General features: G+C 56.7%; 18 protein-coding genes. All 18 read left to right on the top strand.

Annotated features, from left to right (window positions below):
• Positions 1 to 161 precede the first annotated feature (161 nt).
• Entirely contained in the window at positions 162 to 1,004 is an 843-nt protein-coding gene (locus AC0YNU_RS29890) for a sugar phosphate isomerase/epimerase family protein (RefSeq protein ID WP_475763187.1), read from the top strand.
• A gap of 4 nt (positions 1,005 to 1,008) precedes the next feature.
• Positions 1,009 to 2,034: a Gfo/Idh/MocA family protein gene (locus AC0YNU_RS29885; protein WP_475763185.1), complete on the top strand. Its 1,026-nt coding sequence runs from the start codon at positions 1,009 to 1,011 to the stop codon at positions 2,032 to 2,034.
• A gap of 166 nt (positions 2,035 to 2,200) precedes the next feature.
• Positions 2,201 to 3,865 (top strand): DUF4091 domain-containing protein, encoded by a 1,665-nt coding sequence (locus tag AC0YNU_RS29880; RefSeq protein WP_475763183.1) that lies wholly within the window; start codon positions 2,201 to 2,203, stop codon positions 3,863 to 3,865.
• A 216-nt stretch (positions 3,866 to 4,081) separates the two neighbouring features.
• The gene (locus AC0YNU_RS29875) at positions 4,082 to 6,316 is read left to right on the top strand and encodes a helix-turn-helix domain-containing protein (protein ID WP_475763181.1); all 2,235 of its coding nucleotides are present in this window, start codon (positions 4,082 to 4,084) and stop codon (positions 6,314 to 6,316) included.
• A gap of 181 nt (positions 6,317 to 6,497) precedes the next feature.
• A complete protein-coding gene (locus AC0YNU_RS29870; protein WP_475763179.1) occupies positions 6,498 to 7,637 on the top strand; it encodes an alpha/beta hydrolase family protein in 1,140 nt (379 codons plus the stop codon).
• Between the two features lie 321 nt (positions 7,638 to 7,958).
• Complete coding sequence (locus AC0YNU_RS29865; protein ID WP_475763177.1) at positions 7,959 to 8,882, top strand: ABC transporter permease; 924 nt, start codon at positions 7,959 to 7,961, stop codon at positions 8,880 to 8,882.
• Between the two features lie 28 nt (positions 8,883 to 8,910).
• A complete protein-coding gene (locus AC0YNU_RS29860; RefSeq protein WP_475763175.1) occupies positions 8,911 to 9,795 on the top strand; it encodes a carbohydrate ABC transporter permease in 885 nt (294 codons plus the stop codon).
• Between the two features lie 109 nt (positions 9,796 to 9,904).
• The gene (locus AC0YNU_RS29855; RefSeq protein WP_475763173.1) at positions 9,905 to 11,482 is read left to right on the top strand and encodes an ABC transporter substrate-binding protein; all 1,578 of its coding nucleotides are present in this window, start codon (positions 9,905 to 9,907) and stop codon (positions 11,480 to 11,482) included.
• A gap of 206 nt (positions 11,483 to 11,688) precedes the next feature.
• Complete coding sequence (locus AC0YNU_RS29850; RefSeq protein ID WP_475763171.1) at positions 11,689 to 13,827, top strand: beta-galactosidase trimerization domain-containing protein; 2,139 nt, start codon at positions 11,689 to 11,691, stop codon at positions 13,825 to 13,827.
• Between the two features lie 165 nt (positions 13,828 to 13,992).
• Positions 13,993 to 14,430, top strand: coding sequence for an RrF2 family transcriptional regulator (locus AC0YNU_RS29845; protein ID WP_475763169.1), 438 nt, complete (start codon positions 13,993 to 13,995; stop codon positions 14,428 to 14,430).
• Between the two features lie 180 nt (positions 14,431 to 14,610).
• The gene (locus AC0YNU_RS29840) at positions 14,611 to 14,988 is read left to right on the top strand and encodes a DoxX family protein (RefSeq protein WP_475763167.1); all 378 of its coding nucleotides are present in this window, start codon (positions 14,611 to 14,613) and stop codon (positions 14,986 to 14,988) included.
• A 206-nt stretch (positions 14,989 to 15,194) separates the two neighbouring features.
• Positions 15,195 to 16,136: a methylenetetrahydrofolate reductase gene (locus tag AC0YNU_RS29835; RefSeq protein WP_475763165.1), complete on the top strand. Its 942-nt coding sequence runs from the start codon at positions 15,195 to 15,197 to the stop codon at positions 16,134 to 16,136.
• 143 nt (positions 16,137 to 16,279) lie between these two features.
• Positions 16,280 to 16,885: a hypothetical protein gene (locus tag AC0YNU_RS29830; protein ID WP_475763163.1), complete on the top strand. Its 606-nt coding sequence runs from the start codon at positions 16,280 to 16,282 to the stop codon at positions 16,883 to 16,885.
• A 208-nt stretch (positions 16,886 to 17,093) separates the two neighbouring features.
• Positions 17,094 to 18,632, top strand: coding sequence for a spore germination protein (locus AC0YNU_RS29825; RefSeq protein WP_475763161.1), 1,539 nt, complete (start codon positions 17,094 to 17,096; stop codon positions 18,630 to 18,632).
• A 37-nt stretch (positions 18,633 to 18,669) separates the two neighbouring features.
• Complete coding sequence (locus AC0YNU_RS29820) at positions 18,670 to 19,878, top strand: Ger(x)C family spore germination protein (protein WP_475763159.1); 1,209 nt, start codon at positions 18,670 to 18,672, stop codon at positions 19,876 to 19,878.
• A gap of 1 nt (position 19,879) precedes the next feature.
• Positions 19,880 to 20,107, top strand: coding sequence for a hypothetical protein (locus AC0YNU_RS29815; protein ID WP_475763157.1), 228 nt, complete (start codon positions 19,880 to 19,882; stop codon positions 20,105 to 20,107).
• 26 nt (positions 20,108 to 20,133) lie between these two features.
• Positions 20,134 to 21,234: a GerAB/ArcD/ProY family transporter gene (locus AC0YNU_RS29810; protein WP_475763155.1), complete on the top strand. Its 1,101-nt coding sequence runs from the start codon at positions 20,134 to 20,136 to the stop codon at positions 21,232 to 21,234.
• Positions 21,235 to 21,587: 353 nt separating this feature from the next.
• The gene (locus tag AC0YNU_RS29805; RefSeq protein ID WP_475763154.1) at positions 21,588 to 22,385 is read left to right on the top strand and encodes an HAD-IIA family hydrolase; all 798 of its coding nucleotides are present in this window, start codon (positions 21,588 to 21,590) and stop codon (positions 22,383 to 22,385) included.
• The last annotated feature ends 15 nt before the right edge of the window (positions 22,386 to 22,400 follow it).

Genomic DNA, 22,400 nt, shown 5'->3' with positions numbered 1-22,400 from the left:
TCATCCTTTCGTTCGCATTGGAAGGTGGCAGATACACGATTGTCGTCTGTCCGACACCTTCCATCTTAGCATAGACGCAGTGCAAAAACTCCGGCTGAATTGCTAAATCCCGCTCGCCTTCCGGCTTCTATAATAGAACCATGAACAGGAGGCTGAATGGGATGAAAAAAGGGATCAATATTTGGTCGTTTCCGGAGCAGACGAGCATCGCGGAAGCGATCGCGATTGCCAAGGACGCAGGCTTCGAGGGCATCGAGCTCTCCTTGAACGAAACCGGACCGTTAAGCCTGGAAAGCAGCGCGCGGGAAATCGAGGACATTCGCAAGCAAGCGGAGGACGCTGGCATTGCGCTGACGAGCCTCGCCAGCGGGCTGTACTGGAGCTATTCCATGACCAGCGCGAACGCGGATAACCGTCAGAAGGCGCAGGATATCGTCAAGAAGCAGCTGGAAACCGCAGCTATTCTAGGCGTGGATACGATTCTCGTCATCCCTGGAGCGGTCGGCGTCGATTTCATTCCAGGCAGCGAAGTGGTGCCTTATGACCGCGCATACGATTATGCGTTGGAAGCGATTACGAAGCTAGCCGGAGCGGCAGAGGCCGCGAAGGTCTCCATCGGTATCGAGAATGTATGGAACAAATTCCTGCTGTCTCCGCTTGAGATGCGCCAGTTCATCGATGCAGCGGGTTCCGAATACGTCGGCGCTTATTTCGATGTCGGCAATGTCGTGTATGCGGGCTATCCGGAGCATTGGGTTCGGATCTTGAATACGCGCATCAAGAAGGTCCACTTCAAGGATTACCGCCGCGAGAGCGGAGGCTTGTCCGGGTTCGTCGACCTGTTGGCCGGGGACGTGAACTATCCGGAGGTCGTTAAGGCGCTGGAGGAGATCGGCTACGACGACTTCGTGATCGGGGAAATGATTCCGCCGTATACCCACCATGGCAAACAGATCATCTATAATACATCCGCTTCGATGAGCGCGATTCTAGGGAGGAAGTAAGGCCATGCTGAAAATTGGATTGATCGGACTTGGATTCATGGGCAGGACGCATATGGAAAACTATCTCCGCTTGGAGAAGGAAGGCTTGCCGATTCAATTGGTAGCCGTCTGCGATATCGATCCCGAGAAGCTGGAAGGCCGTGCAGCGGGAGGCAATATCGAGACGACCTCCGAGGATGCCGTCGATTTCGGACGGTTCCGGAAATACGCTTCCGTCGAGGAACTGCTGAAGCAGGAAGAGCTGGACGCCATCGATATCGCGCTGCCGACGTATTTGCACAAAGAAGTAACGGTACGCTGCCTGCAGGCAGGTCTCCACGTGCTGTGCGAGAAGCCGATGGCGATGAACGCGGAAGAATGCGAAGAGATGATCGGCGCGGCCGAAGCGAACGGCAAGCAGCTGTTGATCGGGCAATGCCTCCGTTTCTGGCCGGCCTACGTGTACTTGAAGGAGCTTGTCGAGAAGAAAACTTACGGCGAGGTCACCAGCGCTTCGTTCTTCCGCGGCGGCGGAACGCCTACTTGGGGTCCATGGCTGCTGGATGGCAAGAAGAGCGGCGGCGCCCTCTTGGATATGCACGTGCATGACACCGACGTCATCAACTGGCTGTTCGGAAAACCGCAGGCGGTTTCCTGCCAAGCGAGCATCCTTCTTCCCGGCTCGGGCTACGACGTCGTATCGACGAACTTCCGATATGCGGACGGCAAAGTCGTCAATGCGCAGGTCGACTGGACGCTGCAGGGCGACTTCGGCTTCGAGATGACGTACCGCGTGAACTTCGAGCAGGGGAATGTGCTGTTCCGCGGCGGAGACGTGAAGGTGAACCCGAACGGCGCGGCTGGATTTGCGCCCGAGCTTTCGCCGGAACAAGGCTATTATTTGGAAATCAAATATTTCGTGGAAACGCTGCTGGCTAATGAGCCGCTTACGGCCGCAACGCCAAGAAGCACGCAGGAAACGATTCGAATCATCGAGGCTGAGATCGCATCTGCTGGACTCGCAGGAGACTGGGTAGCGGTGAACGGCTAAATCCGGAGCAGGAGCGGCGCGCATCGCTCCCGGTCGCTGCGGATGCGCGGTGCGCGAATCCGCGACCTTCTCCTCGGCACGTTTCAAAATCGGTCAGGGCACCAGGTGCCCTGACTTTGCGATTTCTAATCGTCATCATCCATAGCTAAGGGAGGAACATGAAATCATGGGGAATGAGCAAGTGAAGCTCGAGCTGCGATGCATCAGCTCGCTGGCGAAAGTATTCGCAGACGAAGAACTAACCGAGAGACCTTACCGCCAGGCGAGCGCGCTGGCGAACGAGACGGTCTCCTTCCAGGTGGCGTACCGTTCGAACCGGTTAATGAAAGGATTGCGGGTCAGCGGCGACTCCGATATCGATGCGGCGATTACGCTGCGCTCGGTGGGACTTGTGCCTTCCGAGATGCCGGTGTACGCCGATCATGACGAGCATGTTCTGCGTACGTCGCCGGGACTGTATCCGGATCCGCTCTTGGAGCCTTCCGCCGTGGAAGGATGGACGGCGCTTCCGGGGCAATGGCGCTCCGTCTGGGTGACGGTGGAGCCGGGAGAGGCCGTCAAAGCGGGGCGATTCGAGATTCGGATCCGTTTCGAGACGGCGACCGGCGAGGATCTGGGGGAAGAAAGCTTCGAGCTCGACCTTCTTCCGTTGTCGCTGCCGGAGCAGCAGCTGATTCATACGGAATGGTTCCATACGGATTGCTTGGCGACGCATTACAAGGTCGACGTGTTCAGCGAAGCGCATTGGAGCCTCATCGAGAGCTACGCTCGGACGGCTGCCAAGCACGGCATCAACATGCTGCTGACGCCGCTCTTCACGCCGCCGCTGGATACGCAGGTCGGCGGGGAACGCCCGACCGTCCAGCTGGTGGACGTGCATCGCATCGGCGACGGCACGTACCGGTTCGGTTTCGAGCGGCTGCACAGATGGGTGACGCTCTGTCAGCGGCAGGGAATCGCATACTTCGAATTCTCGCATCTCTTTACCCAATGGGGCGCGAAGCACGCACCCAAAATCGTGGCCATGGATGAAGATGGCGAGACAAGGCGGATCTTCGGCTGGGAGACGGATGCAGGCGGCGAGGAATACCGCGCGTTCATCGGCCAGTTCCTGCCTGCGCTGACGGATTGGATCAAGGCAAACGGCTTGGAACGAAGCAGTTACTTCCATGTCTCCGACGAGCCCTCGATCGATCATTTGGACTCCTACTCCAGCGCAAGCAAGATGGTGGAAGAATTGCTGGAAGGTTTCCCGATCATCGACGCGCTCTCGGATTTTGCCTTCTACGAGAAGGGGCTCGTCAAGAATCCGATTCCGGGAAGCGACCATATCGAGCCGTTTCTGGCGCATGGCGTCGAGCCGCTGTGGACCTATTATTGCTGCGGCCAATACAAGCAGGTCGCCAACCGATTCTTCAGCATGCCTTCGGCGCGCAACAGGATCCTGGGCATCCAATTGTACAAGTTCAATCTGACCGGCTTCCTGCACTGGGGCTTTAACTTCTGGTACTCCCAGTATTCCCGCAGCGAAATCGACCCTTATCGGGTGACGGACGCGGTGCATGCCTTTCCTTCCGGCGATGCCTTCCTCGTCTACCCGGGGGAAGACGGCAAGCCCGTCGAGTCGATCCGGCTGGAGGTGTTCCGCGAAGCGCTGCAGGATTTGCGGGCGCTCCGATTGTTGGAGCAACGGTACGGCAGGGACTACGTGCTCGCAGGTTTGGAGGAAGGGCTGGATCAGCCGATCAGCATGAGCGTCTATCCGCGGGACGCGGAATGGCTGCTGGCCAAGCGCGAATGGGTGAACGCGAAGCTGCTGGAGCAGGGTTAGCACGCGGAAGAAGCGGAGGCGCGAATTGCGCTTCCGCTTCTTCGTTTATCCCATTGCAGGGAGCGAATCTGCGGGACCGGCTGTCGTGCGGCGGTTGTTTGCCGGACGACGGCATTCAGCAGCGGGTCGTGACAATCTTTTACAGGTTTAACCATTACTTTCGGCGAAGAGATATGGTATCTTTTGGGGAAGGCACATCTACTGCGGGGGGTCCCAATGGTTACCAAGCACCTCAGATTCCAAAGCGGCTATGCGAAAGTCTATGCATCGATCGCCGTCGTCATCATATCGATCGGTCTCATCCTATCCACTGCGCTTTATTTCAACTTCAACAGCACGGCCTCCAGAATCATTCAATCCTATACCAAAGACCAGCTCTCCCTGATCAAATACAGCACCAATCTCATGTTCGATAACGCCCGGTTCGTGCTGATGCAGTACAACACGAATCCCGCGGCCCTTAAGCTGATGAATTACGACAACATGGATCAGATCGAGATCAGCGAGCTGCAGCGCCAGCTGCAATCGGTCAACATCAATATGCCGTACGAGAACAATATCTACATCTATAATCGTAAAGCGAATGCGTTCTACTACAATAGACTCCTATACCGGCCGGAGGATTTTCCCGATCAGGATATCGTCGAGCGTCTGAAAGGCAAGGTCAGCAAGCTTGCTCCGATCCCTAGAAGCATTCCGAGTTACTATAACTTCCAGAAAGACTCCGCGCAGTTGGACGACGTGTATACGTTCGTCTTCTACGAGGGCAATCCGGACGTCATCCCGAACGCCATTATCCTGAACCTGTCGAACACGTGGCTGGAGGATACGATCCAATCGATGGATTCCGCCATCAGCAAAGAAATCATCGTCACGGACGCGAAGGGGGAGGTCATCCTCGGGAACGGGAAGTATCGGTATACGGATCGAATCGACAGCAACCCGGCCTTCGGCGCCATCTTTAGTATCCAAGACCATGCAAGCGGTTACCGGATCGGCAAGTTGGACGGCCAGAAGGTGCTGATCTCCTATGCGACATCGGACATCCTGGATTGGAAGTATATCCGGATTACGCCATACGATCAGATCACGGACAAAATCAAGAGCGACCTGCTGGCTACCTCGCTGATCGTCATCGGCGTCACCTTGCTCTTCCTGCTGATCGCTTATCTGATCGCGAACAACCTGTTCGGCGCGTTCCGAAAATACGTGGTCGAGCTGGAGAGACGGTTCACGACCGACAAGAACAAGAAATACGAGGGCAAGCAAGCCTTTCTGCGCAGGTTGACCGAATCGGGCGGACGCGGCGGGCCGCAGCAGGCGCAGTTCGACGGGCACGGGATCCCTTTCCGAATGGAGGACAGCTTCGAGCTGGTGTTATTCCATATCGACCGGTTCAGAGCGGATGGAACGGATTATTCATCGAGGGACAAGGAGCTGTTCGTATACGGCCTCATTAACTTGATGAACGAGCTTGCTTCGGACACCAGGTTCAAGGCGGAAGCGTTCGCGCTTGGGGATCGGCATGTCGCCATGCTCCTGAACGGGGAGTTCAACGACTTCGAATTGTCCTCGACCGCCGCGGCCGAGCTGATCAAGAATATCGTGGATCGCGCGGATCAGGTGCTGCAGCTGAAGCTGTCGGCTGCCGCGGGCGATATCCTCGAAGAAGTGTCGGAAATTCCTTACAGCTTGGCCGAATGCTACGATGCCATGAATTACATGATCTTCGGCGGACCTGGATCCGTCATGTATATCTCGAGGCTGCGGGAGCTGAACAAAGAGACCTTCAAAGTGCCGGAGGCCGAGGTCGATCATCTGACCAGCCTGCTGCTGCTGGGCAAGCGGGACGAAGCGGTGCAGCGAATTCGAGAGCTGCTGGACGAAGCGCGCTTGTACCCGTTCGCTTACCTGCAACTGACGATTCTGCAAATCGCGATATCCCTGAAAGCTGCGCTGGATCGAAAGAACGGCAATTCGTCGCTCGTCAAGATCGATCATTTCTTCGACATTGCCCAGCATCTATCGCGCTTCGAGAGCCTGGACACGCTGGCGGACGAAATCATCGGGCTGGGCGACGCGCTCATGGCGGAGATCCATCTCATGCAGGACAAGAAAAGCGACCGGACGAGCCAGCGCTTGAACGAGATCATCGCGCTCGTGGAGCAGGAGTATGCCAAGCCGGGCCTCAATCCGGATGACATCGCGCAGCGCTTCGATATCAGCGCGGAATATTTGCGCAAGCTGTTCAAGAGCGCGACGGGCGAATCGCTCAGCGAGCACATCAATAAGATCCGGCTGGACAAGGCCAAGGAATTGCTGGCGAATACGGATGAATCGATCCAGGAAATCGCGCTCAAGACGGGATTCAGCAACACGAATTATTTCTATAGCTTGTTCAAGAAGCACAGCGGCATCACGCCTAGCGAATACCGCAATTTGAATAAATGATCGGGTCATCGTCTGCGCATAGCAATCCTATAGACTTCAAAATCGGGATATCGGCCAACGATAGCCCGATTTTTCGTTATTTGCTTGGAATTGGAGAGCTTTTGCAGGATTTCGAAGTTTCCGCGGCAGGATCCGGACGATACACTTGCTGTGAGCGTCATGATGCCAAGGGGGATTTGCGATGGAGGACAACTTGAAATGGCCGGACAGCGTATGGTCGCGTCCGGAAGTGCAGGCCGATCCGGAGATGGATGCCGGAACGGTGAAGGGGATTTTCTATGCAGGCTTGGAGGATCGTAACCGTCCAACGAAAGTATTCGCCTATTTGGGTTATCCGGAGGGAGCGGCGCCGGATCGGAAGGTGCCGGCGGTCATCCTGCTCCACGGCGGCGGGGGAACGGCCTTCTCCGATTGGGTGAAGGTCTGGAACGACAGAGGGTATGCGGCCATTGCGATGGATTTGGAAGGGAATCGCCCGGTCTCGCCCGGAGCGGACGCCTCGGCCCATCATCCGGACGGCGGCACGCCGCGCATGGGCTTCTTCGATGATATCGGCGAGCCCGTGCCCGATCAATGGATTTATCAAGCGTTGGGCAACGCCATGCTGGCGCATTCCCTGCTTCGGGAAGATCCGCTGGTGGATGCCTCGCGCATCGGCGTGACCGGCATATCGTGGGGAGGCTTTCTATCGAGTATTCTGATCGGTATCGATAATCGGTTGGCCTTCGCGATTCCCGTGTACGGAAGCGGGTACATGGAGGGCAGGAAGAGCTGCCTGAGCCAGGAGTTCGATCGCAAGCCGGCCGCTTTGCGATGGGAGCCTTCCCAGTGGAGTGCCCGAGCGGATCTGCCGCTCCTGTGGCTGAACGGAGATGCCGATCCTTTCTTCTGCGCGGTCTCTACATCCGATTCATTCGCGAACAGCCGCGATGCGAGCCTTTCGCTCGTGCACGGGTACGTGCATGGCCACGCAGAGGGCTGGTCCCGCGAGGAAGTCTTTGCGTTCGCGGACAGCCGGACGGGGTGGGGGGCGCCGTTGGTCCGCTTGATTTCCACTGATGAGGATGGCTGCTGGAAGAACATGCGAGTCATTGTTCCGGACGGCGTGACCGTGAAGCAAGTCGACCTCTACTATTCCGTGCAGGGGATTACTTATACGGAAGACGGTACGGCATGCATCACGGAGTGGGTTCGCGAACCGCTTGAGCTGACGAACGATCTCGTTCGGGTCGAGGTTCCGGCTGCCGCATCGGTCTACTATACGGCCATTACCGATTCCAGGGGCTTGATCGTGAGCTCGCCATGCGTGGAAGTCGGCTAAACGCCGGCAAGCAGCATCGTTCCGCATTATACCGCGTCATGCCATGCGGGAATTCCGCACCTTGCTGTACTATACTGAACAATGCTGTTCTATGCCGCACCGTTCCGCACCGTTCCGCACCATATCGCGCCTTCGCTGCGCACTTCAAAATCGGGATATCGCACTTTGATATCCCGATTTTTCCGTTTATTTCGGCGATATTGGAGTGGTTTTGCGGGAAATTGAAGTATACGGCCCGGCTTGAACGGGACTATGCTTGCGTTGTGGCTCGGGGGGAACGACGACCGGCGCCATGAGCTCATAGAAACGAGGGATTACGCAATGGCATCCAGAAGCGGGAGATTAAAACACCTGAAACAAAACAGCGAGATGCTGCTGATGACACTTCCGGCTTTGCTGAAAATTTTTATTTTCTCTTATATTCCGATTATCGGCGTCATCCTTGCGTTCAAGCGCTTCGTGCCGTCGAAGGGGATATGGCACAGCCCGTGGAACGGATTGGAAAACTTCGAATTCTTCTTTAAATCCCAGACGGCATGGCTCGTCCTGCGCAATACGATCGGATTGAACCTGCTGATGATCCTTGTCGGCACGGTCGTCAACGTGGCGCTCGCTTTTCTGCTCTATGAAGTCGTCAGCCGGACGAGGCTGAAGCTGTATCAGACGGTCCTGTTCATCCCCTACTTCTTCTCCTGGGTATTGGTAGGTTTGATGCTGACCTCGCTGTTCAGTCCGACTTCGGGACTGCTGACCGACCTGTTCGACCGCGTCCTCGGCATCAATATGAACTTCTACGCGACTCCTAACGCCTGGATATGGATACTGACGATCGTATCGATATGGAAGGGCGCCGGCTTCGGCAGCTTGATCTTCTATTCGGTGCTCATGAACATCGACAAGGAATTGTTCGAGGCGGCCGAGATCGACGGCGCAAGCCGGCTGCAGACGATATGGCGGATCATGCTGCCGTTTCTCATCCCGATGATATCCGTGCTGACCATTCTGTCGCTCGGCAATATCATCCGCGCGGACTTCGGACTCTTCTATTTCGTCCCGCAAAATCAAAGCCAGCTCTATCCCGTCACCGACGTCATCGATACGTACGTCTACCGGGCACTGGCGAAGAACGGCGATTTCTCGATGAGCGCGGCCATCGGCCTCTTCCAATCCGTCGTCGGCCTGATTCTGATTCTGTGCACGAACAAAGTCGCCAAGAGCGTCAACAAAGACTACAGCTTGTTCTAAGCAAGCCGCATCAGAGAGGAGCGTTCGCATGACCACGAACAAATCGTACAACTTTATCATCAATGCCATCTTGATCATCATTTGTTTTTTCTCGCTCTTCCCGCTCGTGATGACGATCATGATTTCCATTACGGACAGCCGGGCCCTTGCAACCTTCGGATATTCCTTGATTCCTCACCGGTTTTCCTTGGATGCTTACGTCTACTTGTTCAAGGTGCCGAAGGACATCATTAACGGCTATCGGAATTCCTTGCTCATCACGATCATCGGTACAGTGGCCAACTTGTTCATCACGGCGCTCGTCGCTTTTCCGCTGTCGCGAAGGGATTTTCGCTACAGGGGCATCGTATCCGGCTTTATCTTCCTGACGATGATCTTCAACGGCGGCCTGGTTCCGCTCTACATTCTGATCGTCAAATATCTGGAATGGAAGAACACGCTGACGGCGATCATCGTGCCTGCGCTTGCGATGCCGTTCAATATCTTCCTCCTGCGGGTGCTGTTCCAGGATATCCCGCCGGCACTTACCGAGGCGGCCAAGATCGACGGTTCGTCGGATTGGGGAACGTTCTTCCGGATCATTCTCCCTCTGTCCAAGCCGGCCATGGCGACGCTGGCGCTAATCTCGGCGCTCGGTTATTGGAATGAGGCATTCAGCCCGATTCTCTTTATCGACGATACGAACAAGTATCCCATCCAACTGGTGCTGAACAACATCGTCTCCGCGGTTAATTTCATCAAGAGCGGCAACGTGATGCCGGGAAGCGCGCAGACGATCGATCCTGCTTCCGTGCCTTCGGATTCCATCATGTTCGCGATGATGGTCATCGCAACGCTTCCGATGGTGTTCCTGTTCACTTATTTGCAGAAATACTTCATCAAAGGACTGACCGTCGGCGCCGTCAAAGGCTAAGTAATCCCCAAGTCAGGCCGCAAGCCATGGTATAATGGAGCGATTTAGCGATGAGCTGGGCTCCTTATATATATAGCGTACACACTTATAAAAAGGGAGAGTTCAAGCAATGAAAAACGCAAAACGGGTGGTACTGCCGGTTCTTCTGGCAGCGATGTCATCGATGCTTCTCAGCGCATGCGGCAACAACGGCAACACGAACAACGAAGGCACGAACAATGCCGCAGCAGGCAATGCAGGCACCGGTACGAACAATACGCAAGCCGCAACCAACAATGCGGGTGAAGCGAATGCCGACGCTGCCGCGGATCTGGAGCCTGTCACGCTGAAGTATTATTTCCCTGGCTCCCCTCAGCCGGATCTTCAAGTCGTGCAGGACGCGATGAACAAGATTCTGAAAGAGAAGATCAACACGGAGATCCAACTCTACCCGATCTCCTTCGATAATTACGAGCAAAAGCTGAAAGTGATGATCAATACGCAAGAGGAGTTCGATCTTGTCTTCACGGCTCCATGGATGTTGAACTACGTCGCCAACGCGACGAACGGCGCGTATGCCGATCTGACGGAATTGCTGCCGAAATTCGCTCCGAACCTGTATGCTTCCATGAAGCCGGAGATTTGGGATGCCGCGAAAGTCGGAGGCAAGCTGTACGCATCGATCAACCAGCAAATTTTCGCCAGACAGTCCGGCTTCTGGTACAACAAGGAATTCACGGACAAATACAACACGGATATCACGCAAATCAATTCGTTCAAGGATTTCGCCGAATACCTGAAGAAAGTCAAAGCCGAAGAGCCGAAGGACCGGACGGATCGCATGACCTGGAAAGCGGACTGGATCTCGCCGCTTAAGGAAATGAAGGGCTGGGAGAGCGTAGGCGGTTCGGACATCCCGGGCTCGATCGTATCCACGGACGCCAATCCGAAAGTATTCAACGAATTCGATACGCCGGAATACAAAGAAGTCGTCGATTTGGGCAAAGACCTGCAGCAAGCCGGCGTCATCCCGAAAGACGTGCTGACCGCATCGAATTGGGATCGCACGAGAATGTACGGCGCCGTGGCGAACATCGCGCCGGGCGGCGAACAAGCGGAAGCGCAAGCGGACAATCTCAAGGAAGTCGTGATGCACGGCGTAGGCAACCCGCTGCTGACGACCAATAACGTGACGGCGACATTGACGGCCGTATCCGCGACATCCAAAAATCCCGAGCGGGCGGTTATGTTCCTCGAGCTGATCAACACGGACAAAGAGCTGTACAACCTGATCAGCCACGGTATCGAAGGCACGCACTACAAGAAGATCGGCGACAACAAATACGAAGCGGTAGCAGATTCCAAATACATGCCTAATTCGGACTGGATGTTCGGCAATCAGTTCAACGGCTTGATTCCGGCCGCAAGCGCCGACGATGTATGGGAGCAAACGAAACAGCTTAACGACAGCGCGACGACTTCCGTTCTCATGGGCTTCGTGTACGACGATTCCAAGATCAAGACCGAAGCGGCGAACTGCGCAGCCGTCATCGCGCAATACAAAGACGTCTTCGCGGCAGGTCTGTACGGCGCCGACACGGACAAGAAGTACACGCAATTCCTGGCGGACCTGAAGAAAGCCGGCTTGGACAAAATCATCGCCGACAAGCAAGCGCAAGTCGATGCTTTTATCGCGAGCAAAGCGTAAGCAAGAGCATGAGGCAAGAACGTAAGGCAAGAAAGTAAGGCAAGAAAGTAAGGCAAGAAAGTAAGGCAAGAGCACAAGCGTAACACAAGAGCACAAGCGTAAGGCAAGGGCTTAAGAAAGTGGGCTTAGGGCAAGAGGCAGGCGTTCCCGGAGGGGGAAAGTAGCCTGCCTTTTCCTATGTCCGCATCCATAGGGGAGAGATGAAGATGAGGTACGCTGCGCCGATCATGCTGCTGCTCGATACGGATGCGGTGCTGGATCACGGGAGAATCCGCAGGTCCGTCGCCGACATTCATGATAAGGGCTTCGATACGGTTTGCATTGAGTTCAGAAACTGTTTATACGATGCGTTCGATCCACGTGGCTATGCGGCATTCGAAGCGGCCGCGCGGGAGGCGGATGCGCTTGGGATGAAGGTCGTCCAGATCGTCCCGGGTCCGGGACAGCAGCTGGCGAAGCAGCATCCGGCGGACCGCCAGCGCTGGCTTGTCGAGCATGGCGCAATCGTGTCCGGCGGCCGCTTCGAGGCGGCGATCGAGGAGCCGGCGTTCGGCGGCGGGACAACGAGACCGAGATTGATCGGTATACGCAGCGCGTTTCGGATCGAGCGGAGCGGCGCGGACGGAAGGCTCGTCCGTTATGCAGATGTTACCAGCGAGCTGAGCTATCGGCTCGAGATGGATGCCGTTCCCCGCGTCGTCGGCGAATGCGGGCCGGGCCGGGAGGACGGAGAAGAAATGGAAATGCTGCTCTACGCCGAGTACAGCGTGGACGTCCTAGATTTCGCCGCGCCTGGTACGTTCGCGGACGTGGACAAGCATGCGGAAATCTTCGCGGAGCTGCCGATCTCCGGACTCGCGATCGACGAGTTCGGCACGGGAACGCGGATGAAGGATGTCTACCATGCGGGGCCGTATTTTCTCGCTGCCTTTCGCGAGCGGTACGGCTATGAGCTGCTGGACAAGCTGCCCTTGCTCAACCACGAGGACGAGCGGGGCGGCGCTGGCAAAGTCAGATTCGATTATTACAACTTAACGATGGAACAGACGTATGCGCTGCAGAAGCATGCCCGGACAGCGTTCGAGCGTCTGCACGGCGCCGGCCTCTTCGCCGGTTTCCACCATACGTGGTGGGGCGAGGGCAATTCGGGCGATTTGTGGGCGGGCAACCTCGACTATTTCCGTCTGGCGGACAATCTAAGCGGCGGCTTCGTCGACGCCCAGTACGACGCGGAGCGCACGATGACGTCCATGACGCTGCTCGCCGAATCGATCGCCAAATACTCGGCGACGGGCATTCCGTACAATATGTGCTGGGACCGCTATCCGACGCCGGAGAAAATGGATGCTTACCATCGTCTGCTCGCCGTTCGCGGCGTCCGCTGGATCGCGCATGCGTACGGGAGAACCGGCGAGTTCGGCCCAGGCTACCCCGAGCATCGGACTTGGCCGCAGACGGCGGCATGCACCCGGCTGGAGAAGGAATTCCAACGTTTCATCGGCGGCGCGGTCAGCAGGCCGAAGGTCGCCATGCTGTATCTGTGGGAATCCGTTGCGGGCATGAACGACGAGAACATGCATTATCATCGGATGAGCATGAAGGCGCTGCTCGACAAGCTGCTGTTGCGGCATATCGAAGTCGATGTAATTCCTTCGTTCGAGACGGCCTATGGCAAGTACGAAACGCTGCTCGTCCCTTGGCCGGTCATGCTGCCGGAAGCGGCATGGAACGCGCTGCAGTCCTATGCCGCCGAGGGAGGCAAGGTGATCTTCATGGGGCCGCCGGCGAATTGCACGACGGAGGGCCGGGATATCCGCGAAGAATTCGAGCAATTGACGGGGGCGCGGGCTGTTCCGTACACAGCCGACATTCATTACGAGGGCGAGCATGAATACGTGGCTTGGGATATGTGGTTTACGGACAAGCGGATCCCGATGCGCTGCTACCCGCTAACGCTGCAAGGCGGCGAGCCGGTCGTGGACGTCGGCGGGCAAGTATTGGGCGTTCGGAAGGGGAATGTCGAATATTTCGCATTCGAGCTGCCGTTGACTGCTGCATTCGATGAAGTGCTGGACCGCTTGGCCGTATATCGAGAGCTGGATTTGCCGGGAGGGATTTACTGCAAGACGGCATATGAAGGGGAAGAGACAGCGGTCGTGACGCTGGCGGGGCGATGGGATGCGAAGATCAACGCGGCGTTTCGGTTTCGGGGGAATGAGATCGACATTCGGGATGGGATCATCGCGGGCATCAAGTTTCGCGGGGACCGAGTCATCGAGATGATTGGCGAAATGGGCAGGCCTGTGTATGTGAATGGCCGGCCGTTCGAGGGCGAGACGGACTGATTTTGGCGAGTCGGCGGTAGCGTGCTTGGGGGCAGAATGTTCATATGCGGACGGCATGCCGTTTCGGATGCGATAAGTTAGGCGGGGGCGGCCGGCGGCTTGCGTGCTCCGGTCCCCTGCTCTATAATGTGCTTACACAAATTGCACATGATGAGGTGATCGGACATGAGCACGGCAAATCGCGGCGTGAACATCGGTCCGCCCCGTTTCAAAATCGCGGTCCACTCCCTCGTATGGCTGGCCAAGAGCGAAGGCATTCTATCGAGCGCCATGATCGCGAGCCAAGTCGATTCGCATGCCACGTTCATGCGCAGGGTCATGCAGGCTTTGGCGGCAGCGGGGATCGTCGAGTCGAAGGGCGGGCGGGAAGGCGGATACAGCCTGTGCAGATCGGCTTGCGAAGTGACGCTGGGCGAGATCTATGCGGCCGTTAATACGGTCACGACAGATACCGAGGTTGACGTGGATTGCGGGGAAGCGGGTGACCTGCTGGACGCGGAGCTGGAGGGCATACTGCTGGAGGCCGAACGGCGGACGATCGAATATTTAACGCGGTTTACGATCGCGGACGTGATGAACCGGATCGAGTTTTTCAAGGTGTAGCCAGGCTTATGGATAACTGACTCCTATTGGGGCTGGTCAAAAGCCTGCTTTGCCAGTATAATGTGCTTATTGAAGTTGCAGTTAACGCTGCGCTTTTCTTTTGCTCTATACTGTGCTTTTAATAAGCACAGTATAGGCGACATAGGTATGAATACAAAGCTGTAAAGGAGCGGGTCGAGGATGAACGTGCTATCGATTATTTTGCAATCCTTGCTGGCGTTAATGTTTCTGATGGCCGCGGTCGGCAAGTTGTCGGGTTCGAAAATGCATGTGGAAGGGTTCAAGCATTATCGGCTGCCGCAATGGTTCCGGGTTGTGACCGGCCTGGTCGAAGCCATCGGCGTCGCGGCGCTGATCGTCGGCTATTGGGACGATTCTTGGACGGCGGCCGGCGCGCTGCTGCTCGCGGTCACGTCCATCGGCGGCATTTTGACGCATGTCCGGATCAGGGACCCCTTCAAGCAAACGTTCATGATCGTTCTGCTGGCAATCATCGGCATCGTCTTGTTTCTGCTGCACGCATCGGACTTGGCGGACTTTCCGGGGTTTAAAGGGTAATGCCTCACTTCTAACCACATGAAGCATCAGGATCTTTGCAAGGGCTGCCGGACTCCGGCGGCCTTTTTTGCCGCCCGATCATTTAACGCACGAAGGATTTACCCATGCTGAAGTCGAATTCATACGGGGGGCTGGCAAGTATTCCGCCCGGAGTTATAATGTAGACACGGACGCAATGACAATACAGCAAGGATGTGACGCAAGCAATGCTGAACGAGAAAATACGCAACCGGGAGACCGGTATTATAACTTACGGCATGACGCCGCCGAAGGAATCCCATCCGCCCGAGAAGATGGCCGAGATCGCGCAGCGGCAATGCGAGCGGCTGGAAGGACTGCCGATCGACGGCTTGATATTGTACGACGTGCAGGAGGAAAGCGAGCGCGTCGATCAGGACAGGCCCTTCCCTTACCTCCGGACGGTCGAGCCGATGGCTTACAGCAACGAATATTTAAGCCGATTAAACGTGCCGAAGATTATCTACCGCTGCGTGGGCAACCGTTCGGAGACGGAACTGTCGGAGTGGCTGCAGGCAGACTCCGGGCAGGATCGTTTCTCCGTCTTCGTCGGGGCTTCTTCCAGCAAGCAGGCGGTCAGCCTCGATCTGCCGTCGGCCTATGAGCTGAGCAGCCGCATCAATCCGAAGCTGGCCTTCGGCGGCGTGGTCATTCCCGAGCGGCATGCGAAGAAGCATGACGAGCATATCCGCATCGCGGACAAAATCAGGCGCGGCTGCCGGTTCTTCATCTCGCAGGCGGCGTACAACGTCGAGGCGGCGAAGGATTTTCTGTCCGACTACTATTATTACTGCCGGGATCACGAGATCGACATGGTGCCGATCTTGATCAATCTTGCGCCCTGCGGCTCCGCGAAGACGCTCGACTTCATGAAGTGGCTTGGCATCAGCATTCCGAAGTGGCTGGAGAACGATCTGAAGTATTCCAACGACGTATTGGACAAGTCCATTACGCTGTCGCACAAGATTTTCGAGGAAATCTTCGAGTTCGGGCTGGAGAAGGGCATTCCGCTTGGCTGCAGCGTGGAGAGCGTATCGACGCGGAAGGTCGAAATCGAAGCATCCGTCCAGCTCGTGCGCGACATCAAGTCGACGATCGAGAAACGGATGCGGCCGGCAATCGTGATTTAACCAATTTCGACTTTTAATTGATCACCGACTCGCTGTATCTCGATCTGGCGCTGGTTACCGGCTGCTCGCTGATGATCTTCCTCGCTGTTGCGTTCATTAAGAGACGAACCGCAGCGGCCCGACAAAAAAAGGAGGCATGACGGATGAAACGAATGCCCTTCAAGCGTCCCACGGAGCATTACGACGAGCGGATCTACCCGATCGACGAGCGGATTTGCGCACTGTTGGGGCAGCGAAAGGATATCGCGCACGATGATCCGGGCTATCCGCCGTTCGCTTACATCGCGAAATGGGCCGAAGAGCGCGGCCTCTACGAGGATTATCTGAAAGCGGTATTCGGCGTGCTCGGAACGGAGCAGCATTTCAAGCCGCAGGTGGTGCCGACGGGCTTCCGCAAGCATATTTCCGTCCTTCGTTCGGCTGAGCATGGCGGTTCGTTCTATACCGTCAATGCCGTCCGGCAGTATGCCAATGCCAGCGTCGTGACGCTTCATATCGAATGGGACGGGCTCGAAGAGAGCCTGCCTTCGCCCGAACGGCTGCGTCACTTCGAACTCCACGTCGGCGAGGGCTACGACTGCCGTTTCGATAGCGGAGGAAGCCGCGCCGGGAGTTCCTCGTCCAGCTTCGTGGTGTCGCCGCCATTTCCGGACGACTTGACGGGCATCGTCTTCGCATTTCGCGAACGTGCCGGAGCGTACAGACCCGAGCCGCATGGCGCGGAGATCGTCATCCGCATGGCGGAGTAGCAAGTGCCGGCTCGGCGGTTTGACGAGAAATCCCGCGAAACGCTGGGGGAGTCCGTAAGAGTCCAGAAGATTTACTGAACGTTTGCAGAAGGCTGCCGGCCATGAAATCCGGCGGCCTTTTTTGCGTTGTCCACCCGGCGGCATCGCTGCCGTAGAACGGTTGAAACCCCCTTCTCATGGAAATGATGGTAAAAAGTAAACGTACGGGGTGGTAGCCTTGCAGCAGACCGATGAGACACAGGCTACACGCGAGTTGAAAGCCGAGCTTGAGGATACGCTGCGCATCGTGAGGTCCAAGCTGGGCAACAGCTCGGATCTCGTCATTCGCAGCTTCACGATTATAACGAATCGGCAGCCGCATCCCGCCGCCATTATCTATATCGACGGATTGGCCAACGCGAAGGATTTGCTGGAATCGCTGCTTGCCGACAGCGGCGAAACGCAGGCATTGCTCGAGCTCGCCGACGAAAGGGAGCCCTTGCAGCTAATCTGGTCGTACATGCTCAAGATCGGCGACCTCAAGCGAGTGCTTGATTTCGAATCGCTTTGCCATGCCATCTTATCCGGCGATACCGCGGTTTTGCTGGATGGCTGTCAAGAAGCCATCGCGGCCAGCACGGGCGATTGGAAGGACAGGGGCGTTACGGAGCCGACGTCCCAATCGGTCGTAAGGGGGCCAAGGGAAGGGTTTTCCGAAGCCCTGCGCACGAATACCGCCTTGATTCGGCGCAAAATCAAGGATCCCCGCCTATGGCTGGAAACGAGACAGATCGGTTCCGTCACGCGTACGGACGTAGCCATCATGTACATCGACGGGATCGTGGACGACAAGGTCGTGGACGAAGTCCGCCTCCGTCTGGATCGGATCGACATTGATGCGATTCTGGAGAGCGGCTATATCGAGGAATTGATCCAAGACGAGACATATACGCCATTCCCGACGGTCTACAATACGGAGCGTCCCGATACGGTCGCCGGCGGTCTCTTGGAGGGGCGCGTGGCCATTATCGTGGACGGGACGCCTTTCGTGCTGCTCGTGCCGGCCTTATTTACGCACTTCCTGCAAACGGCGGAGGATTATTATCAACGCGCGGACATCGGAACGCTGCTGCGGATGCTTCGTTACGTCTGCACGTTCATCGCCCTGTTCGGTCCTGCCGCGTACATCGCGATTACGACGTTTCACCAGGAGATGATTCCCACCTCCCTCCTGATCAACATCGTAGCGCAGCGGGAGGGAATTCCGTTCCCCGCGTTCATCGAAGCCGTGCTGATGGAGATCACGTTCGAAATTCTCAGGGAAGCCGGGGTTCGCATGCCGCGGACGGTCGGGCAGGCGGTCTCGATCGTCGGGGCGCTCGTCATCGGGCAAGCGGCAGTCGATGCCGGGCTGGTCGGACCGGCGATGGTCATCGTCGTTTCCATTACGGCGATCTCCAATTTCGTCATTCCTTCGTACAACATGGGCATATCCATTCGCATGATTCGCTTCCTGTTCATGATGCTTGCCGCTACCTTCGGGCTTTACGGCATTCTGGTCGGCACGATCATCCTGGTGCTGCATCTATGCAGCCTGCGATCGTTCGGCGTTCCGTATATGGCGCCGTTCGCGCCGTTCATCCTGCAGGATCAGAAGGACAATATATTCCGCTTGCCCCTCTGGACGTTCAGGACGCGCCAGCATATGATCAGTCCGAATGACCGGATACGGCAAAAGAAGCGCTCTCCGCGCAAGCCCGCACCATAGAAGTCGTTCACAGATTCGGAAAGGCGATGATCCTGTCATGCTGCTGCGCAGAATGCTGCTGTCGGCGCTTCTGATCCTGACGGCAGCGGCGTTGACCGGCTGTTGGAACCGGAAGGAGCTTAACGAGCTCTCCATTGCGACGGCCTTCGGCTTTGATAAGAATAACGAGCAGTACAACATATCGGCCCAGTTGATCAACGCGACGGAGATTTCCGCTGCGAACGGCGGCGGCGGACGGGTTCCCGTCGTTACGGTTCAGATGTCGAAAGGGCGCACGATATTCGAATCGATTCGGGCCATGACCACCACGACGCCGCGAAAGATTTACTCGTCCCATTTGCGCATCCTCGTCATCGGAGAGGATCTGGCCCGGGAAGGCATCGGGAAGCTGCTGGATTCCCTCTCGCGCGACCATGAATTGCGAGCGGACTTCTACATCATCGTGGCCAAGGGCGGCACCGCAAGCGACGTACTGAAGATCCTGACGCCGCTCGAGAAACTCCCGGCGGACAAAATGTTCTCCTCGCTCGTGGCTTCCCAGCGAAGCTGGGGCGTGACGTCCAAAGTCGACCTGCACCAGCTGATTTATGATTTGGTCGACCAAGGCAAGGATCCCGTGCTCGCAGGCATTCGCATCATCGGAGACGTCAAACAGGGAGAGACCAGGGGCAATTTGAACAGCGTGAGTCCGCAGACGGTGCTGAGATACGAGAATCTCGCGGTGTTCCGCAAAGATAAGCTCGTCGGATGGCTGAGCGCCAGACAAAGCAAAGGCTACAACTATATCCGGGGGAATATCCACAGCACGATCATCCGCCTTCCGTGTCCGAAGGGCGATAACTTGGCCATTGAATTAATTCATGCGAGCCATAAGATGAAGGGGAAGATCGTGAACGGAAAGCCGGAAATTCAGGTGACCGTCAGAGCGGAAGGGAATGTCGGGGAGGTGGAGTGCGCCATGGATTTGGGCACGAACGAGGCGATGGCGCAGCTGGAGAAAGAGATGAGCGACGAAATCAAGTCGACCATGGAGTCGGCCGTAACGCGGGCCAAGTTTTACAAAGCGGATATTTTCGGATTCGGAGACGCGATTCATCGGGCCGACGTCAAGACGTGGCATCGATTGGAGGACCACTGGAGGGACGAGTTCGTCCGGCTTCCCGTGCATATTACCGTAAAAGCCAAAATCCGCCGCACCGGTTCGGTCGTCCAGTCCTTCCTGGATCGAATGGAAGAGGAGGAATAAGGTGGCATGGATCGTGATGCTTATCTCCGCCGGCGCCGTCGTGTACGAATATCCGCGGCTCAGACGGGCCAAGCAGTTCAGAGAGCTATGGCTGTTCATGGTTCTGCTGGCAATCGGCACCCTGCTTAGCGTTGCCGAAGAGCTGCACATGCCGATCCCAAACCCTTTGGACTGGCTTACCGCGCTGTATAAGCCGATGAGCAGAATCATCCTGTCCGCCCTTGAATAACCCCGTGAAAGAAGGACCTGTCGACTATGTTCGAGATCGAGAAAGTCAAAATCAACCCGCGGCAATTTTCGATCCTGACGCTGCTGTTCAGTTTGGGGAGCACGATCTTGATCGTGCCGTCCGCGCTGACTTCCGTCGCCAAGCAGGACGGCTGGATCGCCGCCATTGCCGGGGTTGCCGGCGGCATGCTGCTCCTGCTTCTCTATCATGCGCTCGGCTCGAGATACCCGGATCAATCGTTGATCCAGTATTCGGAAACCATCCTCGGACGCTGGCTGGGCAAGCTCGCGGCCATGCTCTTCTTGCTGTATTTCTTTCTGTTATCGGCATTGGTGCTGCGGAACGTGGGCGACTTCATTACGACGATCGTCATGCCGGAGACGCCGATCCAAGTCGTTCATACCTTGTTCCTGCTCGCTATCGTCATGGGCGTGAGTCTGGGTTTGGAAGTCATCGCGCGTTCGTCGGAGATTTTCCTGCCGTGGGTCGTGCTGCTGATCGTCCTGTTGATTTTGTTCCTGATTCCGCAGATTCAATTCGATCGCATCCAGCCCCTGTTCGAAACCGGCGCCAGAGGCATTATCCATGGCAGCCTGTCGGTACTCAGCATTCCTTACTTGGAGCTCGTCGTCTTCCTCATGGTCTTCCCGTGCGTTAATCGCCCGAAGAAAATTCGTTCGGCCTTCATGAAGGGCGCTCTTCTCGCCGGACTGGTCATCATCGTCGTGACGATGTTCTGCGTGTTTGTCCTCGGATGGGATTTCACGGCCCGTCATACGTTTCCCAGCTACACGCTGGCCAAAAAGATTCAAGTCGGCGAGTTTCTGCAGCGTATCGAGGTTTTCGTGGCGGTCATTTGGTTTCTGACGATTTTCTACAAGCTGGCCATCTGCTTCTACGCCTCGATGCTGGGCATGGCGCAGCTGTTCCGCTTGCGCACGTACCGGCCGTTTCTCGTGCCGTGCGGCATCATACTCGGCGTGCTCTCGATCGTGGTCTATCCCAATATCGTGTACTTCAGGGTGTTCGCGGCCGAGATTTGGCCGTTCTACGCACTGACGATGGGGTTGCTTCTGCCCGGTCTGCTGCTGACGGTGTCCGTGTTGAAGTCGGCATTCAAGTCGTGAGGCAAGACCGATCAATCGCTGTCGATTAAGGCCGAGTCAGAACCATCAAGACGAATGCATAAGACCTGTTACCGAGATGCGACAACCATTAACCCCAATAAAAATCAGCCATGCTAAGTGCCGGCCGTCCAATGACTTGGACGGTTTTTTTGGCGTTTTGCCTTGTTCGTGGCGGTTGGCATGGAAGAGAAAAGGAAAAGCAGGGAGCGCGGACCTGCATTTACAAATCCTCCAAGCCAAGCTGACACTCCGTTGAAGATGCCTGTTTATAGTGGACTTATAAATGAGCAGAAACAAACAATACCGCGCAAGCGAATGTTCATTTGAACTCAACTACGAACGAGGGTGCGGCAATGTCCACTAAGAAAATCAGCGCGGAGGGATTCATCGTCGATTTGGACGGTACGGTTTATCGCGGAAGCGAGGCCATCCCCGGCGCCGCGGATGCGATCGCGCATTTGCGCGCGACAGGCAAACGAATCGTATTTCTGAGCAACCGCGGCAACATCTCCCGGGAAACGTGCCGGCTTAAGTTGGCGGGGATGGGCGTAGTGGCGGAGATGAACGAGATCGTGCTGACATCCGCCGTTGCCGCTTCCTATCTGAAGCGCCATCATGAATTCGCGGCGGTATGGACGCTTGGCGACGAAGGGCTTCGCGACGAGCTCCGGCTTGCGGACGTCAGGCTCGCCCTTGCCCCGGAAGAAGCCGATTGGCTACTGATTACGCTGTGCGAAACGTTAACCTATAAGGATTTGAACGATGCTTTCCGGGCGGTGCGCCACGGCGCCAGAATCATGGCGACGAACGCGGACAAGACATGCCCGGGCGAGGAGGGGCTGTCCATCGATGTCGCGGGCATGATCGGCGCGATCGCGGCGGCAACCGGCCAATCGCCGGAGATCGTGCTCGGCAAGCCTTCGGCCTCGATGGCCGAAGCGGCACTGGAAGCGCTGGGGCTGCCGGCGGAGCGGTGCATGATCATCGGCGACAGCCTGGAATCGGATATTCGTCTCGGCCAACGGGCGGGCATGGCGACCGCCCTTGTGTTAAGCGGCTCGGTAAGCAGGGAAGAGGCGGAGGTCAGCCTGCTCGAACCGGATTGGATCTGGCAATCGCTCGCCGACTTGAGCGAGCATTGCCCAGCATAGCGACTGGAAAGGAAG

The sequence above is a fragment of the Paenibacillus sp. J31P316 genome, from assembly GCF_056269105.1.
The sequence above is the reverse complement of the archived record's forward strand: the minus strand, read 5'-3'. Positions and strand labels throughout refer to the sequence as shown.

Bases quoted from the DNA above. Each gene is read 5' to 3' on its own strand.
- AC0YNU_RS29860 (WP_475763175.1), top strand. From the start codon at position 8,911: ATGACCACGAACAAATCGTACAACTTTATCATCAATGCCATCTTGATC.
- AC0YNU_RS29865 (WP_475763177.1), top strand. From the start codon at position 7,959: ATGGCATCCAGAAGCGGGAGATTAAAACACCTGAAACAAAACAGCGAG.
- AC0YNU_RS29870 (WP_475763179.1), top strand. From the start codon at position 6,498: ATGGAGGACAACTTGAAATGGCCGGACAGCGTATGGTCGCGTCCGGAA.
- AC0YNU_RS29840 (WP_475763167.1), top strand. From the start codon at position 14,611: ATGAACGTGCTATCGATTATTTTGCAATCCTTGCTGGCGTTAATGTTT.
- AC0YNU_RS29810 (WP_475763155.1), top strand. From the start codon at position 20,134: ATGTTCGAGATCGAGAAAGTCAAAATCAACCCGCGGCAATTTTCGATC.
- AC0YNU_RS29805 (WP_475763154.1), top strand. From the start codon at position 21,588: ATGTCCACTAAGAAAATCAGCGCGGAGGGATTCATCGTCGATTTGGAC.
- AC0YNU_RS29845 (WP_475763169.1), top strand. From the start codon at position 13,993: ATGAGCACGGCAAATCGCGGCGTGAACATCGGTCCGCCCCGTTTCAAA.
- AC0YNU_RS29835 (WP_475763165.1), top strand. From the start codon at position 15,195: ATGCTGAACGAGAAAATACGCAACCGGGAGACCGGTATTATAACTTAC.
- AC0YNU_RS29875 (WP_475763181.1), top strand. From the start codon at position 4,082: ATGGTTACCAAGCACCTCAGATTCCAAAGCGGCTATGCGAAAGTCTAT.
- AC0YNU_RS29850 (WP_475763171.1), top strand. From the start codon at position 11,689: ATGAGGTACGCTGCGCCGATCATGCTGCTGCTCGATACGGATGCGGTG.
- AC0YNU_RS29885 (WP_475763185.1), top strand. From the start codon at position 1,009: ATGCTGAAAATTGGATTGATCGGACTTGGATTCATGGGCAGGACGCAT.
- AC0YNU_RS29880 (WP_475763183.1), top strand. From the start codon at position 2,201: ATGGGGAATGAGCAAGTGAAGCTCGAGCTGCGATGCATCAGCTCGCTG.
- AC0YNU_RS29890 (WP_475763187.1), top strand. From the start codon at position 162: ATGAAAAAAGGGATCAATATTTGGTCGTTTCCGGAGCAGACGAGCATC.
- AC0YNU_RS29830 (WP_475763163.1), top strand. From the start codon at position 16,280: ATGAAACGAATGCCCTTCAAGCGTCCCACGGAGCATTACGACGAGCGG.
- AC0YNU_RS29820 (WP_475763159.1), top strand. From the start codon at position 18,670: ATGCTGCTGCGCAGAATGCTGCTGTCGGCGCTTCTGATCCTGACGGCA.
- AC0YNU_RS29855 (WP_475763173.1), top strand. From the start codon at position 9,905: ATGAAAAACGCAAAACGGGTGGTACTGCCGGTTCTTCTGGCAGCGATG.